Origin of the sequence: Pseudoalteromonas sp. T1lg10 (assembly GCF_002964545.1) — a bacterium.
Lineage (GTDB): Bacteria > Pseudomonadota > Gammaproteobacteria > Enterobacterales > Alteromonadaceae > Pseudoalteromonas.
The window spans coordinates 100,441-118,021 of record NZ_PQBV01000049.1; the positions used below are offsets into that span (position 1 = coordinate 100,441).

Here is a 17,581-nt window from a genome sequence, read left to right on the forward strand (position 1 = left end):
TTGTTGCTGGGTGAGATAAAAAAAAGCCGCTAACAAAAGCGGCTCTTTTTTATATGATGGAAGGGCTTTTAGCTCTTCTTAACCGGGCGTTGCCAGCCATCCAGGTTGCGCTGTTTTGCGCGAGCTACGGCCAACTGGTTATCACCCACCTTAGCGGTTACTACCGAGCCAGCACCCACGGTGGCGGTGTTGCCGATCTCAACCGGGGCCACCAGCGATGAGTTAGAACCGATAAAGGCGTTGTCGCCGATAATGGTTTGCGACTTGTTCACGCCATCATAGTTACAGGTAATGGTACCGGCGCCGATATTTACCTTCTCGCCGATTTGCGCATCGCCAAGGTAGGTCAAATGGTTTGCCTTTGAACCCTTGCCAAGTCGTGATTTCTTCATCTCCACAAAGTTACCTATGTGCGAGTCTTCCTCCATCACCGCACCCGGGCGCAGGCGTGCAAATGGGCCCAGGGTACATTTGGCGGCCACTGTGGCATCTTCAATCAGGGTATTGGCCTTGATCACCACACCATCACCAATTTTACAGTTTTTCAGCACACAGTTAGGGCCAATGATCACATCGTCGCCCAGCTCTACGTTGCCTTCGAAAATAACGTTTACGTCAATTTGTACGTCCTGGCCCGTGGTGACCGTGCCGCGCACATCGATACGGGCAGGATCGGCCAGGCTGGCGCCGTTAATCATCAGCTCTTCGGCTTGCCATGCTTGATACGCACGCTCTAACTGAGCGAGCTGTACGCGGTTATTAGCACCTTCCACTTCCATGGGGTGCTCCGGCTGGCTTGAACTGATCTCTACGCCCTCAGCGTGCGCCATGGCGACGATATCCGTAAGATAGTACTCGCCTTGGGCATTGTTATTGGAAAGATTGCCTAACCACTTTTTCAACAGACCGCCGTTACAGGCCATGATACCGGTATTGATTTCTGTGATGGCCAGTTGCTCAGGGGTCGCGTCTTTTTGCTCAACGATACCAACCAGTTTGCCATTTTCACGCAGCATACGACCATAGCCGGTCGGGTTTTCAAGATCTACGGTTAATACGGCCAAACCACGTTCAGGTGTTGCTGCCAAGAGTTTTTCCAAGGTCGATTTCTTCGTAAGCGGCACATCACCATAAAGAATAAGCACGGTATCATTGTCCGCAATGTGCTCTTTGGCCACCGCGACTGCGTGGCCTGTACCAAGCTGCTCGGCCTGAAGAACCCAGTTCAACTCATTACCGGTCAATTGCTGTTGCAGCATCTCGCCGCCATGGCCATAAACCAGATTCGTGGCTTTAGCGCCAAGGGCTTTGGCATTATCGATAACGTGCTGCACCATAGGCTTACCGGCGATTGGGTGCAATACCTTGGGAAGCTTCGAGCGCATGCGAGTTCCCTTACCCGCGGCCAAAATAACTGTGGTCAAATTCATTCTAATATCCTTTTTTCGCATCCACTGTCACATGATTCAGTGTGGCGCTTTAAATCAGCACGTCCTGTGTCTGGATAGAGCAAAGCTCATACAAGCCTTCACCAACGCCAAAACTGTACCATTGTGTACAAATTGGCAATATTGTAACTGCTTCACTATGAACATTGAACGAACAGGCATAAAAAAACCCACGCTGTTAGCGTGGGTTTTTGCAAACCTTTTCGGTCGATAGCATTAGCTATTGCGCAATTGGCGGATAACACGAAGTTGCGCAAGCGCTTCTTCTAGTTGCACTGCCGCTTTTTGGTAATCCAATTCGCCGCTTTGTGCTTTATCCATTTGCTCTTGCGCTTCGCGTTGAGCTTGCTCTGCTGCTTGCTCGTCCAGCTCTTCAGCTCGAACGGCAATATCAGCCAGCACGGTTACGCTATGAGGTTGAACCTCAAGTGTACCGCCAGCAACATAGATGATTTCTTCACCACCTAGTTGCTTAACCAAACGCACCATACCAGGTTTCAGGGCAGTTAGTAGCGGCGCGTGACCTGGGTAAATACCCAATTCACCTTCACTACCTGTCACTTGAAGTGTCTCTACACGACCGGAAAACAAGTTTCCTTCTGCGCTAACTACATCAAGATGTACGGTCATAGCTGCCATACTCCCCTCCTAATTACATGCTTTTCGCTTTTTCTTGCGCTTCTTCGATTGAGCCAACCATGTAGAACGCTTGCTCTGGCATGTCGTCGAACTCACCGTTTAGAATGCCTTTAAAGCCAGCAATGGTGTCTTTTAGTGAAACGTATTTACCAGGTGAACCTGTGAATACCTCAGCAACGAAGAACGGCTGAGATAGGAAACGCTGGATTTTACGAGCACGTGATACCACTTGCTTATCTTCATCAGACAGCTCGTCCATACCTAGGATGGCGATGATGTCTTTCAGCTCTTTATAACGCTGTAGTACGGTTTGAACGCCACGAGCTGTATCGTAGTGCTCTTGACCGATTACTAGCGGATCAAGCTGACGTGAAGTTGAATCAAGTGGGTCAACAGCAGGGTAGATACCTAGTGCTGCGATATCACGAGAAAGTACAACTGTCGCATCTAAGTGGGCGAAAGTAGTCGCCGGAGATGGGTCAGTCAAGTCATCCGCAGGTACGTATACCGCTTGGATTGAAGTGATTGAACCAGTCTTAGTAGACGCGATACGCTCCTGTAGTACACCCATCTCTTCTGCAAGAGTTGGCTGGTAACCTACCGCTGAAGGCATACGACCTAATAGTGCTGATACCTCAGTACCGGCAAGCGTGTAACGGTAGATGTTATCTACGAAGAAAAGAACGTCACGACCTTCGTCACGGAACTTCTCTGCCATAGTTAGACCAGTCAAAGCAACACGTAGACGGTTACCCGGTGGCTCGTTCATCTGACCGTATACAAGCGATACTTTATCAAGTACGTTTGAATCGTTCATTTCGTGATAGAAGTCGTTACCCTCACGAGTACGCTCACCAACACCGGCGAATACAGAGTAACCGCTGTGCTCGATCGCGATGTTACGGATAAGTTCCATCATGTTTACGGTTTTACCTACACCAGCACCACCGAATAGACCTACTTTACCACCCTTAGCGAATGGACATACTAGGTCGATTACTTTGATACCAGTCTCAAGTAGTTCTACCGAGCTTGATTGATCTTCGTACGAAGGTGCTTCGCGGTGAATTGACATACGCTCTTCTTCGCCGATTGGGCCAGCTTCGTCAATTGCTTCACCTAGTACGTTCATGATGCGGCCAAGAGTAGCTTTACCTACTGGAACCTTGATCGCTTCACCTGTGTTTTCTACTGCTGTACCACGACGTAGACCGTCAGTAGTACCAAGTGCGATACCACGTACCACACCGCCACCTAGCTGCTGCTGAACTTCTAGTGTCAGACCTGCTAGGTCGCCGTCTGTAACTTTTAGTGCGTCATATACGGCAGGCACGCTGTCTTGTGGGAACTCGATGTCCACAACGGCGCCGATAATTTGGACGACCTTACCTAAACTCATGTCTATTCCTCTCGTTAATCTTTGCCCGAAGCATTAAACTGCTGCTGATCCGCCAACAATCTCACTGATTTCTTGTGTGATTGCGGCCTGACGAGCCTTGTTATAAACAAGCTGTAACTCATCCATCAGGTCGCCTGCGTTATCTGTTGCGGCTTTCATCGCAACCATACGGGCGGCCTGCTCAGAGGCAGCATTTTCAACCACACCTTGATATACCTGAGATTCTACAAAGCGAACCATTAGTGTTTCCAAAAGTGCTTTTGGATCTGGCTCGTAGATGTAGTCCCAGCGGTGTGCTAGTTCTTCGCTTTCTGTTTTCGGCAAAGGCAACAATTGATCGATTGTTGGTTCTTGCTTCATGGTGTTTACAAACTTGTTGTAAACAACAAACAAGCGGTCTAATTTGCCTTCGTTGTATGCATCAAGCATAACCTTTACAGGACCAATTACGTCCTGCACTGAAGGCGCATCGCCTAGACCTGATTTTTTGGCGAGCAATGAGCCACCAAAACGCTGGAAGAAACCGGCAGCCTTGCTACCTAGTACGGCGAAATCCGCAGATACGCCCTTTTCTTTCCACGCTTTGACTTCTAAAGCTACTTTCTTGAACTCGTTAGAGTTCAAGCCACCACATAAACCACGGTCGGTAGAGATGACGATATAACCAACGCGCTTGACCTCACGCTCTTCCAAATAGGCATGGCGATATTCGAGGCTAGCATTAGCAACATGACCGATCACTTTGCGTAAGTTTTCAGCGTATGGACGGCTTGAAGCCACACGGTCTTGCGCCTTCTTCATTTTAGAAGCGGCAACCATTTCCATAGCGCTAGTGATCTTCTGAGTATTCTTGATACTCCCGATCTTGCTTTTTATCTCTTTTCCGCTGGCCATGACTCTTTCTCCGAATCTGGGTGAGTTTTAAAATTAAAACTCACCGTTCATAACTAATTACCAAGTTTGCGTAGACTTGAACTTCTCTAGAAGTTCTTTCAGCTGCGCTTCGATCTCGGCGTTGTAGTTACCAGTTTCATTGATTTCAGCCATTAGCTCTGCGTATGTGCTGTTTGCATATGAGATAAGAGCCGCTTCGAAATCCATGATTTTCGCGATTTCGATGTCTTTCAGATAGCCCTTTTCAGCAGCAAATAGCGACAGAGACATTTCCGCAACAGACATAGGTGCGTACTGTTTCTGCTTCATTAGCTCTGTTACGCGCTCACCGTGCTCAAGCTGGGCACGAGTTGCATCGTCAAGGTCAGAAGCGAACTGAGAGAACGCCGCTAGTTCACGGTACTGAGCTAGCGCTAGACGGATACCACCACCTAGTTTCTTAACGATTTTAGTTTGCGCTGCACCACCTACACGAGATACCGAGATACCAGCGTTAACGGCCGGACGGATACCTGCGTTGAACAAGTCAGTTTCTAGGAAGATCTGACCGTCGGTGATTGAGATAACGTTTGTAGGTACGAACGCAGAAACGTCACCACCTTGAGTTTCAATGATAGGCAGAGCCGTCAGTGAACCTGTTTTACCTTTCACTTCACCATTGGTGAACTTCTCAACGTAATCAGCGTTTACACGTGATGCACGCTCTAGAAGACGTGAGTGAAGATAGAATACGTCACCTGGGTAAGCTTCACGGCCTGGTGGACGCTTAAGTAGTAGTGAGATCTGACGGTAAGCAACAGCTTGCTTAGAAAGATCATCATATACGATTAGTGCGTCTTCACCGCGGTCGCGGAAGTATTCACCCATAGTACAACCAGCGAATGGCGCTAGGAATTGTAGCGCTGCTGATTCAGAAGCAGATGCAACAACAACAATAGTGTTCTCAAGTGCACCGTGCTCTTCAAGTTTACGTACTACGTTAGCGATAGTAGATGCTTTTTGACCAACCGCTACGTACACACACTTAACGCCTGTGCCTTTTTGGTTGATGATAGCATCGATAGCTAGTGCAGTTTTACCAGTCTGACGGTCGCCGATTACAAGCTCACGCTGACCACGACCAACTGGAATCATCGCATCGATAGACTTATAACCAGTTTGTACTGGCTCATCTACTGATTGACGCTCGATTACGCCTGGTGCGATTTTTTCAACTGGTTCGAAACCGTCGTTATCTAGAGCACCTTTACCATCGATAGGAGCACCTAGTGTGTTAACAACACGACCAAGTAGACCACGACCAACAGGTACTTCAAGGATACGACCAGTAGATTGTACTTTTACGCCTTCTTTAAGGTCTGCGTATGGACCCATTACTACTGCACCTACTGAGTCGCGCTCAAGGTTTAGTGCGATAGCATAACGGTTGCCAGGAAGCTCAATCATCTCACCTTGCATACAGTCAGCTAGACCGTGGATGCGGATGATACCGTCAGTAACAGATACGATAGTACCTTCGTTACGAGCTTCACTTACAACTTCGAACTGCTCAATACGTTTTTTGATCAGATCAGAAATTTCAGTGGAATTAAGTTGCATGCTCTTCTTCCCAATTACGATTGTAGTGTAGTGGCCAAACGGCTAAGTTTGCCGCTGATACTGCCATCGATTACGGTGTCGCCGGCTCTAATTACCAGACCACCAACAACCGAGTTATCAACACTACAATTCAGCTTAACTTTGCGTGCGAAACGTTTTTCAAGTGCCGCGACTAGTTTCTCTTGCTGCGCTGCAGCAAGGTCGGTTGCAGAAACGACGTCAACGTCGATTTCTTTGTCATAATCCGCTTTAAATTCAGCGAATAATTGTGCAACCGCCGGTAGGGCGACTAAACGTCCATTTTCGGCCATTACCTTTACCAGGTTCTGGCCATATTCGTTGAGTTGCTCTGCACAAATCTGAATGATAGTTTCAGCTTGTTTATCAGCAGAGGCGCTGCTCGACAGGAAACGAGCTACTTGTTCATTCTTGGCTACTTCACCAACGAAAAACAACATCTCGTTCCAGGCATCAACCGCGCCTTTATCAACGGCAAATTCAAAAGCCGCTTTAGCGTATGGGCGAGCGATAGTAGTCAGTTCAGACATGCTCATACCCTCCTATTAAAGCTCGGCAACAAGTTTTTCAACTATGTCGCTATGTGCGGCTTCATTGATTTCGCGCTCTAAGATCTTCTCGGCACCGATAACCGCTAGAGAAGCAACCTGCTTACGCAGTTCTTCTTTGGCACGGTTACGCTCGGCTTCGATTTCTGAATGACCTTGAGCAATGATTTTTTCACGCTCTTCGTGACCACGAGTTGTCTCTTCGTCAACGATTTGCGTCGCACGCTTTTTAGCTTGCTCGATGATATCAGCGGCTTCTGCTTTAGCTTCTTTAAGTTGCTCGGTTGCTTTTTTACGAGCAAGCTCAAGATCTTTTTCAGCTTTGTCAGAGGCAGCTAAACCATCTTCGATTTTCTTTTGGCGAGCCTCGATTGCACCGTTTAGTGGTGGCCACACGAACTTCATGCAGAACCATACAAAAACGATGAAAGCGATTAATTCACCAATTAGAGTGGCGTTTAAACTCACGTCCGCTCCTCCTTACAAGTCAATTTATGTTCGCGTTAAATGTCTTATCTAATATTAAGCAGCGAACAATAGGTATAGACCGATACCTACACCGATCATAGCGATCGCATCGATAAGACCAGCTACGATGAACATTTTAACTTGTAGTTGAGGTGCAAGCTCAGGCTGGCGAGCAGCTGATTCTAGGAATTTACCACCTAGGTTACCGAAACCGATAGCAGTACCAAGGGCACCAAAACCGATAAGTAGGGCAACAGCGATATATTTAAGGCCTAGTACGATTTCCATTATTGTCTCCAATATTTTTGTAAATGATTAAAGTTAAAGTTAAAAAAATCTTTTTTGAGCCGGTTCTTAATGGTTGTCTTCAGACGCCATGCTCAGGTAAACAATTGTCAGCATCATGAAGATGAATGCTTGCAATACGATAACCAGGATGTGGAATACCGCCCATACAAAGTGCAGTGGTAATTGGAACAAGCCAATTGCTGCAATCAGGATGAAGATAAGTTCACCAGCATAAAGGTTACCGAATAGACGTAAGCCCAATGAAACCGGCTTAGCAATCAGAGTTACGAACTCTAGAATGAAGTTAACCGGAATAAATAGAGCTTGAACAACCATGTTTTTAGAACTGAATGGGTGAAGCGTTAGCTCCTTGATAAAGCCCATTAAGCCCTTAACACGAATCGAGTAGAAGATGATAAGTGCGAACACACCGATACCCAGCGCTAGCGTCAGGTTAAGGTCGGTTGTTGGTACCACCTTCATGTAAACATCGTGAGAACTCTCTACAGCACCTGACAATACGCCGATTTGACCCGCAAGTGCAGGAAGGAAATCAACTGGGATCAAGTCCATTAAGTTCATTAGGAATACCCAGACGAAAATCGTCAGAGCAAGAGGAGCGATTAGTCGACTTCTACCGTGAAAGGTGTCTCTCACGTTTTGATCAACGAATTCAACGACCATCTCGATAAAGCACTGAAATTTCCCAGGAACACCAAGCGATGCTTTGTTCGCAGCGCGCTTAAAGATCCATAAGAAAATCAGTCCAAGACCGATAGACCATGCGAGGGTATCTACATTCAGCTTCCAAAACCAACCATCGCCAATACTGACTTGACCGTTAGTTAAATGGTGCTGGATGTAACCCGTTAAGGTAAGTTCTTCACCTGCAGCCATGTTTTATCCCAAAAGTTAATGATTAAAAAAAATCGGCGCTAACCACTGTGCAAACGTCACTAATATAAAACCGAAGAAAAATGGCAACGCCACTACCGGATAAAGCTTAAATATTAGTGCGAACAAGAAAATCGTTAGCAAAAATTTTAATCCGTTGCCCCTTTTAAATGAGGCATACACTTGTTTTGCCTTGCTCGCGCCCACATAACGAAACGCATAGATGGCAAATAAAAAGTTAGGAAGTACCGCCACCAGTCCACCAGCCAATGCTGAAACCGCGGCATCTACTTCCCAACCTACTAAAACTATTACTGCAGCTATGATTGCTACGACACCCTGAAGAAGAACGCCTTTTAATGCGGCTCGGCGATATGGGCCAGATAACCTTTGCGTCACTTTCCATTAACCTTAATTACGTTAAGTTTCATTAGGGTGCTAAAACTGGCGAAATTATACTGATTTCTGGCCAATTTGCAACTTGAGCAAGATGAAATTGTGTCAATTTCACCCCCGTGATCACGGGGGCGAGAAGGGGATTATTAAACCTGATTTCGCTGCGGGTCGATACGCTCTAAAATGCCTTCAAGCTCGTCTAAATTAGTGTAAGAAATCACCAACTTACCCTTACCTTTCTGGTTGTAGTTAATTTCAACCTTGGCACCGAGATTATCTTGGAGTTTTTGCTCTAACTGTTTGACGTCTGGGTCTTTTTCTTTTTTAACAGGCTTTTCTGTGGGTTCCAGCAGAGAACGCACCAGTTTTTCCGTTTCGCGCACGGTTAAAGCCTTGGCTACGGCGCTGCGGGCGGCCTCAGATTGCGCTTCACCACTGAGCGCCAACAGGCAACGGGCATGACCCATTTCGATATCGCCATGCTCTAACATGATTTTTACATCATCGTTGAGGTTGTTCAGACGCAGCAGGTTAGTCACCGTGGTACGGGATTTACCCACCGCATCAGCAACCTGTTGATGCGTCAGTGAAAACTCTTCAATTAAACGCTCCAAAGCAATGGCTTCTTCCATGGCATTGAGGTCTTCACGTTGAATGTTTTCAATCAGGGCAATGGCTACAGCGGCTTCGTCGGCAACATCCTTGATTAAACAAGGCACCATATCCAGCTTAGCCAGTTGTGCTGCACGCCAGCGACGCTCACCGGCAATGATTTCGTACTGCTGTTCGCCTAGTTGGCGCACCACGATTGGTTGAATAATACCTTGGGCACGAATCGAGCTGGCCAGCTCTTCAAGAGCGTCTTCGGCCATATCCTTGCGCGGCTGATACTTGCCGGGACGTAAAAACTCGATCGCCAGCTTTTGCAATTCGCCTTTAACGGCTTGCTCGCTCGGCCCCTCGTTGGCGCTTTGCTCTGAGCCAGGTGCAACGGGTTTTGACGACGTGAGCAGGGCGTCCAGGCCCCTTCCTAATCCACGTTTTTTAGCAGACATTGATTCGCTTACCTCTAGATTTAGGCGACTGCAGATGTTTGTTTTTCTTTGCGGCGCAGCATTTCACCGGCTAAGGCAAGATACGCCTTGGCTCCCGCAGAAGCTCTGTCGTAATACATGGCCGGGGCACCAAAGCTGGGCGCTTCGGCAAGGCGAACATTGCGCGGAACAACGGTCCGATAAACCTTATCGCCAAAATGCTGTTTCAGCTGTTCGGAAACATCGTTGGCAAGGCGGTTGCGCGGATCGTACATGGTTCGCAAAATGCCTTCAATCTGTAATTTGGGGTTAACCAGTTGCGCTAACTGCTCTATGGTGCCCATCAAGGCGGTGATCCCTTCCAAGGCATAATATTCACACTGCATGGGCACCAGCACAGAATCGGCGGCGGCCATGGCGTTGACGGTCAACATGTTCAGCGACGGCGGACAGTCGATAAAAATATACTCGTAGTCGGCCAGGATCTTTTCCAGGGCATTGCGCAAGCGCACTTCGCGGGCGAACAATTCCATCAGTTTGACTTCCGCCGCGGTCACATCGCCGTTAGCGGCGATCAGATGATACTCGCCTGAAGTTTTCGTGATCACCACCTCTTCGAAGGGTTTGTCTTCGATCAGCAGATCATAGACGGTAGCAACGTCATCGTATTTATCAACGCCGCTGCCCATGGTGGCATTGCCCTGAGGATCGAGATCGATCAGCAACACCTTGCGTTTGGTCGCAGCCATTGAGGCCGCCAAATTTACGGCCGTGGTGGTTTTACCCACACCACCTTTTTGGTTTGCAATAGCAATGACTTTAGCCACGTTGATCCTCGCCAATTAATCTTTTTTTAGAATTATAAGATGGCGCTCGCCCTCTAATTCAGGAACCCTAAGCTCAATGTTTTGTTCAAAAGAGAAGCCGTCGGGAAGGTGTGCCAATTCCTGCTCAGGGTACTGACCTTTAAGCGCGATAAAGCGTCCGTCCTGATCTATTAAATGCGCGCACCAATGCAGCATATCATCAATAGAGGCAAAGGCGCGAGATAGCACCCCATCTAATTTAACACTTGGCTGATATTCTTCAACTCGACTCTGCACCGGGGTAACATTTTTTAGCCCAAGTTCATGTTTTACCTGCTTTAAGAAGGTAACGCGCTTACCAAGACTGTCAAGTAAGACGAACTCAGTATCGGGCAGGGCGATGGCCAATACCATGCCGGGCAGACCTGGGCCGGTGCCCACATCGATGTAGTGTTGACCTTTCAGATGCTCGGCCACAACCAGGCTATCCATGATGTGCTTGATCAGCATGTCTTTAGGATCGCGAATCGAGGTGAGGTTGTAGGCTTTGTTCCACTTGTCCAGCAAAGCAACATAGGCAAGTAATTGCTGGATTTGTTGCTCACTAAGAGAAATGCTGGCCTTAGCCAGCAATTGTTTAAATTTGTTTTCTAACACGCTTGCCCTTGGTTACGCCGATTTGCGTAACATTCCTTGCTTCTTGAGATAGACCAATAATAACGAAATCGCCGCTGGAGTAATACCAGAAATACGCGATGCCTGGCCGATAGTGTCTGGGCGAGCGTCGGTCAGTTTGGCGACTACTTCGTTCGACAGGCCGGAAACCTGGCTGTAATCGAAGTCTTTTGGCAACAAGGTTTGCTCATGGCGCAGCTGCTTGGCTATCTCATCCTGCTGACGGGCGATATAACCGGCGTACTTGGTTTGAATCGCCACCTGCTCAAGAGCAGCTTCGTTGCTTGACGGTGACTCAAGACCGGTAATAGCATAAAGCGCCTTGTGATCAATTTCAGGGCGACGGATCAGCTCTTCCAAACTCGCTTCACGGGTTAAAGGCGCTTTCAGCAGGGCATTAACAGAATCCAACGCCGGGTGATCTTTGTGGATCCAGGTTGAACGAATACGCTGAGTTTCCTGCTCCATCACTTCCAGCTTGTCATTAAACGCCGCCCAGCGCTCATCGCAGATCAGGCCAAGTTCACGGCCCTTGGCGGTAAGACGCAAATCGGCATTGTCTTCACGCAGCAACAAGCGGTATTCGGCACGCGAGGTAAACATGCGATACGGTTCTTTGGTACCTAAGGTCGCAAGATCGTCGATCAACACGCCTGTGTAAGCCTCGTCACGACGCGGTGTCCAGGCATCTTTGCCTTGCACTTGCAATGCTGCATTCATACCGGCGATCAAACCTTGGGCACCGGCTTCTTCATAACCCGTAGTACCGTTGATCTGACCAGCAAAGAACAAGCCATTGATAAACTTGGTCTCCAGTGATGGTTTTAGATCACGTGGGTCGAAGAAATCATACTCGATGGCATAGCCAGGACGACAAATATGGGCATTTTCAAAACCGGTAATGCTGCGCACTATGTCCATTTGCACATCGAACGGCAGGCTGGTTGAAATACCGTTAGGGTAGAGCTCATAAGAGGTTAGGCCCTCAGGCTCAACGAAGATCTGGTGTTTGTCTTTATCGGCAAAACGGACGATCTTATCTTCAATCGAAGGACAATAACGTGGACCTATGCCCTCGATCACCCCGGAATACATGGGCGAACGGTGCAGGTTGTTATTAATGATCTCGTGCGTTTTCTCATTGGTATAGGTGATATAACAAGGGATCTGTTGCGGGTGATCACTGGCCTTGCCCATAAATGAGAAAACCGGAGTTGGGGTATCACCAGGCTGAGTTTGCATCTTGCTGAAATCAACCGTACGCGCATCAATACGCGGTGGTGTGCCTGTTTTCAGGCGATCAACGCGAAACGGTAATTCACGTAATCGACGAGCTAAGGCGATCGACGGTGGATCACCAGCGCGGCCACCTTGGAAATTCTCTAAACCGATATGGATCTGCCCACCGAGGAAGGTACCTACAGTCAATACCACACTTTGGGCGCTGAATTTCAGACCCATCTGGGTCACAACACCAGTTACCTTATCGCCTTCAACGATAAGATCATCACAGGACTGTTGGAAGATCTTGAGGTTTTCCTGACCCTGTAAAATGGCTTGGATTTCGGCTTTGTAAAGAGCGCGATCCGCTTGTGCTCGGGTTGCACGTACCGCTGGGCCTTTCGATGAATTCAGGGTTCTGAATTGGATCCCGCCCTTATCTATGGCTTTCGCCATGGCGCCGCCTAGGGCATCGATCTCTTTAACTAAATGACCCTTACCTATGCCACCGATCGCAGGGTTACAAGACATTTGGCCAAGGGTGTCCATGTTATGTGTCAACAGCAGGGTATTCATACCCATACGTGCCGCAGCTAACGCTGCTTCGGTGCCAGCATGACCGCCGCCTACAACAATGACATCAAAGTGTTCATGGAAAATCATTTAACGTTTCCTACAACCGGAGAAAGAGAAAAGGGTGCGTATTCTACCTAGAAAATGGGGGAAGGGAAATGGTTAAATAGTGTTCAAGATCTCAAAGTGGATCATATATAAAATAAAGGATCTTTAAAGAGATCTTTTATTGATCTTACTATTAGTAACGTCAAGATCTGTTGATAACCATAAAAAACTATATCAATTCAACTGATTAAGCGATCCAAGTAGTTGTAGATATGATCGGATCTAAGGGTAAATAAGCTCTGATCAAACAGCTGTTTTATACACAGGGCAATTCGCGATAGATCTTATCAAGTGCATAATCACCCCTTGGATCTCATGATACTAAGCCTTTATCCACATTCGGATCTAACTTTTCGATATTTTGTGAATAAGTCTTGGGTAAGATCCTTATACACTTTTCCATGCCTGCAGCAAATTGGGTAGCCATTGCTCGGCAGTATCTTCTGGTAGATCCTCACCCAACACATCTATCTCTAATTGCGGCAATAACAAGGTCGCGCCCTTAGTTTGTAATAAGGAAATGATATTTTTAGCGGCAAAATTAAAGGTGTCATAGCTGGAATCGCCGACGCCGATCACCGCAAAATGAACCTGTGTCAGCTGTTCATTTGCGTCTAACTGTTCGATAAATGCCAGTAAATTATCGGGATAGTCGCCTGCGCCATGAGTTGAGGTGCAGATCAGCCAGGGTTTATCCCTATCTATATGTTGTAGATCCGGTTGCTCGTGCAACTGACTTTCTATGCCTTGATCCGCCAAGAGTTGGCTTAGGTGTTCGGCCACATATTCGGTGCCGCCCATTTGGCTGCCTATGATAATTTCCAGCTGTTTCATGTCGTCAAACTAGTCGTTTAAGTGGCTCGTATGATACCTGATCTCCAACGCCACTCAATGGATCTATTTAGCAGTGCATAAATAATAATATTAAATAATGTGGAACATGTTTTTATCATTATGAAAAATATAGTTTTTTCATAAATCTAAGCTGTTGATAAAAAGTCGATAAGCTTAGGTTAAATAGCTGTTCCCGGTCATCAAAAAGGGATTAAATGGGGCTATTGGCTTATTTCTTAGGGGTGTGAATTATTTGCTTGTGGATAATGATCGTTTTGTGCAAATAGATACTTTATTTTAGATCTATATATTTATTTTTTAGATCTAAAACTTCTATAGGCCACCCCGATCTTTGCGTTTTTGGTGGTTTAAATGAGCAGTTTGACGATCCGATCCCGCCATCAACGAGCATTATTTTATTCTGGACATAAAAAAAGCCTAAATGATGAACGCTTGTGATAAGAAATACGTGCCTTGAATCGGTATAAATAGTCTTACTTTTGCTCTGTGATCAATTATTATTAGTTTGCTAATAACCTGAAACTGATGTGTAAATATTCAAAGGGAGTAGAAATGTTGTTGTCTGGACGTATAAGGTTTATGTGTCTGTTTGTTTTATTTTTATTGTTCGGTTGCCACAAGCACAATAGAGATGAACGAATAGTTGATATTGAAGCGCTTTCTACCCCGGTTGTTATGACTGCATCCAAAGGATCTCAGGATGGGGTTCATTTAACCTGGCCACCGCTGCCCGGTGCCGGCAGTTATACACTTCATCGCTGTGAAGTGCCCGAAGGCATCACCGATGATCTGGTCGAGTCTACACCAACAGATTGTGGTGTGCCGATTATTATCACCTCTGAACTTGGCTATATTGATGTGCCGCCGCAAACCGCTCCTCAAGCCTATGTTTACCGCCTTCGGGCTTGCTCTGCGAGTGATGCGAATATATGCGGAACGACTATAGCCTCAGTGGTCGCGGCGCAGGCGAGTGCGCCGGAAGTCCCTCAACTGACAACTAATATTGGTGATCATGGACGCCAGGTTATCTCCGGTTTGACCACAAGATTACATGCTTTTGCCTATAATGCTTCGGGTAACGTGACTTGGAATTGGAAACAAGAGGGCGGTCCAAAGGTCACCCTGGCAGGTGCCGACACTTCTGAGCTGAGTTTCACTGCCCCCGATGTTATGACCAATACCCTGTTGTCATTTGAGTTGAGGGCATCGGATGACAATGGTAATGGTCGTCCGTCAAAAGTAGCTATCACCGTTGTTCCCGCCAATAACGTGAGTGTAAAAACGGGCTCATCATCGCGATTAACCCAGTCTGGCCATAAGGTAACTTTGCATGCGCGAGGCAGTGATTCGGGTTTAGACTACCAATGGCGCCAGATCGCACCGGATTCACCTATTGTCACCCTCAATGGGGCTGATACGGCAAATCCAGACTTTATCGCGCCTTCCATGCCTCAAGGTGGAATTTTACATTTTGAGGTGAAAGTTACAGATCCCGTTACCGGCAGAAATGCTAGTGCCAGAACCGCGGTTGAAGTGCAATATGCCGTTCCTACAGTAACTCCGATCCTTGAACCATCGCAGACACCGGTTCTGGTACCAACCCCTGTGCCAATGGCTGCTCCTTTACTGAAACCTTTATTAATCGCACAACCATTGCAAGTGCCGCATCCACGTCAGGTAGAGCCTGTGCCTAGCCCCATTTTGGTACCACCCAAAGTGCCGCCACAAGCGTTAATTTTACTTGCATCTCCTGCCGTCGCAGCGACAGCAGGAACTCGCGTTGAACTGAGTATGACAGCCAATGGCGGTCGCCCTCCTTACCAATGGCAATGGTCGCAAATCAGCGGCCCAACAGCAGACTTGGAGGCCAGTACACAAGAAGTATTAACAGTGCAATTGCCTGTTGTAGACAAGGCTCAGGTACTTACTTTTGAAGCTAAAGTTACCGATGCAGAGGGAATTGAACGGACCGCCGAAGCGGTCGTGCACGCAATGTTAACACCTGAGGTTGCAACTGGAGTGACGCCCACTCCGATCACGTCTCTTGAACCCCGCCTTGTGGTGGTGGGTGAGTCTGCACCTGTATTGAATTCGCTATTGAGTGATTTGACCGTGGAGCAAATAGCGGGTCCAAAATTGCAAATAGCTCAGCAGCCAGACAGCAGTGGTACGGGAACCCAGATCCTGGTAACCGCGCCTTTAGTTAAACAACATTCGGCACACGCTATGTTATCGGTAACTGGCAAAGATCTGCAGGGTGCAGTCGTGCGTTATATCCTGCCGGTACTCATCATTCGTCCGCAGGCAATTGATCCTCCTGTTGAGAGCCCGCCTCAGGTTCTGCCACCACAAGAGGCCCCAAAACAAGATGATCCCCTTGTTATCATTGCCGGAACTGCCGGGGTTATTTTGCAAGAAGGGTCTTTAAAAGCATTAGGGGTTGTTGCCCTAGGCGGTAAGGGTCGCGAAAATTATCGCTACCTGTGGTCTTATCTTAAAGAAGAGAATGGCCCCGATGTGAGCTTTAGCGGAGCCGATACGGCGAGAATAGTGGTGACAGCTCCCGCGGTACAACAAACAACGCTGTTGCGCTTCAATGTGCAAGTAAGTGATGGCGTTCAGACCACAGACAGAGACGTACTGGTACAGGTAAATGATGTTGCTGCTACTTTGGTTATTGGTGACTTAGCGCCGCTAACAGTGGATAGCGGCCAGGAAGTGAGTTTAAGCTCACCCACGCCTACCGGAGGCGTACAGTTTCCAACCCATGAGCATTATCGTTATACCATTACTCAAATAGGCGGTTCACAATCGGTGACTTTAACGCCAATCGGTGACCAAGAGGCTGACCGAATTAGTAATTGGCGCTTTGTAGCCCCCACTTTATTTCCGGGTGATGCCGATCTGGTACTGTTATTTGAGCTGGCCAGCTATGATAGGGTCGGTAATGTTGTGAAGACCACACAGCAGGTAAGGGTGAGCGCGCCACCACCGCCAGAACCTTTGGTTGCCACCATGTCCTCACCGGTAAATATCGCCTTGGGTACATCGCTTACCTTGCAAGCTGATGTGACGGGAGGGGCTGCACCATACAGCTTTGCCTGGCAAATACAGCCACACGTCCAGGCGATACCGGGTAAGCCTGCATTTAATTTGCGGGCCTCAAACGCGACCGGAAAAAACCCCACAGTATCAATAGATAACCTCGGCCTTCGTCGTGATGAAGCAGCAAGTTATCAGTTAGAAGTGTCATTAACCGTGACCGATGCCAATCTTCAAGTGAGTGAAGCCACCAGCGTTACAAGGGTTGTTTTATCTGATGCCTTGAGGTCTGCAACAGAGGCCTTGGTATGTGGTCATCTTGATAATAAGGAACCTTGTACCGATCTCGACTTAGTGCTTGGGATGACGACTAAATGTCCAGTCCATCAGCCATATGCGTTGAATTTAATAAAGCAACAAGATGATTTGGTAGAGGAGTACCGCTGGTGTGCCGATGCCCGCACTGTGTTCAATCTGTCCATTGCCAGTGGCAATATAGATAACCCCTTGTGTCGCAATTTTAATCCAGGTGCCTCCAGAGATTTAACCTGTTATTTAGCGTGTTATGGCGATGGTTGTAATATAGATACAATTCCACCCGATGGTACATTGCTAGGGACGTTAGGCAGTGATGGCTATTTGAAAGTGGGTATGCCGCCATTAAATAATTAACGGA

The 17,581-nt window shown here is 47.5% G+C and carries 16 protein-coding genes; 1 reads left to right on the top strand and 15 read right to left on the bottom strand.

Going from position 1 to position 17,581, the window contains the following annotated elements:
* Positions 1-68: 68 nt before the first annotated feature.
* From glmU to mioC, 15 genes are all read right to left on the bottom strand, one after another.
* Positions 69-1,430 (bottom strand): bifunctional UDP-N-acetylglucosamine diphosphorylase/glucosamine-1-phosphate N-acetyltransferase GlmU, encoded by a 1,362-nt coding sequence (glmU, locus tag C2M17_RS13015; protein WP_105201174.1) that lies wholly within the window; start codon positions 1,428-1,430, stop codon positions 69-71.
* Positions 1,431-1,664: 234 nt separating this feature from the next.
* A complete protein-coding gene (locus C2M17_RS13020) occupies positions 1,665-2,087 on the bottom strand; it encodes a F0F1 ATP synthase subunit epsilon (protein WP_105201175.1) in 423 nt (140 codons plus the stop codon).
* 13 nt (positions 2,088-2,100) lie between these two features.
* The gene (gene atpD, locus C2M17_RS13025) at positions 2,101-3,486 is read right to left on the bottom strand and encodes a F0F1 ATP synthase subunit beta (protein WP_105201176.1); all 1,386 of its coding nucleotides are present in this window, start codon (positions 3,484-3,486) and stop codon (positions 2,101-2,103) included.
* Between the two features lie 33 nt (positions 3,487-3,519).
* Complete coding sequence (gene atpG, locus C2M17_RS13030) at positions 3,520-4,380, bottom strand: F0F1 ATP synthase subunit gamma (RefSeq protein WP_105201177.1); 861 nt, start codon at positions 4,378-4,380, stop codon at positions 3,520-3,522.
* A gap of 57 nt (positions 4,381-4,437) precedes the next feature.
* Positions 4,438-5,979, bottom strand: a complete 1,542-nt coding sequence (atpA, locus tag C2M17_RS13035; RefSeq protein WP_105201178.1) for a F0F1 ATP synthase subunit alpha — start codon at positions 5,977-5,979, stop codon at positions 4,438-4,440.
* Positions 5,980-5,993: 14 nt separating this feature from the next.
* Positions 5,994-6,527: a F0F1 ATP synthase subunit delta gene (gene atpH, locus C2M17_RS13040; protein WP_105201227.1), complete on the bottom strand. Its 534-nt coding sequence runs from the start codon at positions 6,525-6,527 to the stop codon at positions 5,994-5,996.
* Between the two features lie 15 nt (positions 6,528-6,542).
* The gene (gene atpF, locus C2M17_RS13045) at positions 6,543-7,013 is read right to left on the bottom strand and encodes a F0F1 ATP synthase subunit B (RefSeq protein WP_105201179.1); all 471 of its coding nucleotides are present in this window, start codon (positions 7,011-7,013) and stop codon (positions 6,543-6,545) included.
* Between the two features lie 54 nt (positions 7,014-7,067).
* Positions 7,068-7,301 (bottom strand): F0F1 ATP synthase subunit C, encoded by a 234-nt coding sequence (gene atpE, locus C2M17_RS13050; RefSeq protein WP_105201180.1) that lies wholly within the window; start codon positions 7,299-7,301, stop codon positions 7,068-7,070.
* Between the two features lie 66 nt (positions 7,302-7,367).
* Positions 7,368-8,198, bottom strand: coding sequence for a F0F1 ATP synthase subunit A (gene atpB, locus C2M17_RS13055; protein ID WP_105201181.1), 831 nt, complete (start codon positions 8,196-8,198; stop codon positions 7,368-7,370).
* 15 nt (positions 8,199-8,213) lie between these two features.
* Positions 8,214-8,594 (bottom strand): ATP synthase subunit I, encoded by a 381-nt coding sequence (locus C2M17_RS13060; RefSeq protein WP_105201182.1) that lies wholly within the window; start codon positions 8,592-8,594, stop codon positions 8,214-8,216.
* Between the two features lie 143 nt (positions 8,595-8,737).
* Positions 8,738-9,646, bottom strand: a complete 909-nt coding sequence (locus C2M17_RS13065) for a ParB/RepB/Spo0J family partition protein (RefSeq protein WP_105201183.1) — start codon at positions 9,644-9,646, stop codon at positions 8,738-8,740.
* A 20-nt stretch (positions 9,647-9,666) separates the two neighbouring features.
* On the bottom strand, positions 9,667-10,452 hold the full coding sequence (locus C2M17_RS13070; protein WP_105201184.1) for a ParA family protein: 786 nt from the start codon (positions 10,450-10,452) through the stop codon (positions 9,667-9,669).
* Between the two features lie 15 nt (positions 10,453-10,467).
* Complete coding sequence (rsmG, locus tag C2M17_RS13075) at positions 10,468-11,088, bottom strand: 16S rRNA (guanine(527)-N(7))-methyltransferase RsmG (protein WP_105201185.1); 621 nt, start codon at positions 11,086-11,088, stop codon at positions 10,468-10,470.
* 12 nt (positions 11,089-11,100) lie between these two features.
* The gene (gene mnmG, locus C2M17_RS13080; RefSeq protein ID WP_105201186.1) at positions 11,101-12,990 is read right to left on the bottom strand and encodes a tRNA uridine-5-carboxymethylaminomethyl(34) synthesis enzyme MnmG; all 1,890 of its coding nucleotides are present in this window, start codon (positions 12,988-12,990) and stop codon (positions 11,101-11,103) included.
* Positions 12,991-13,395: 405 nt separating this feature from the next.
* Entirely contained in the window at positions 13,396-13,842 is a 447-nt protein-coding gene (mioC, locus tag C2M17_RS13085) for an FMN-binding protein MioC (protein WP_105201187.1), read from the bottom strand.
* 573 nt (positions 13,843-14,415) lie between these two features.
* Here mioC and C2M17_RS13090 point away from each other — a divergent pair.
* Entirely contained in the window at positions 14,416-17,577 is a 3,162-nt protein-coding gene (locus C2M17_RS13090) for a PKD domain-containing protein (RefSeq protein ID WP_158684024.1), read from the top strand.
* The last annotated feature ends 4 nt before the right edge of the window (positions 17,578-17,581 follow it).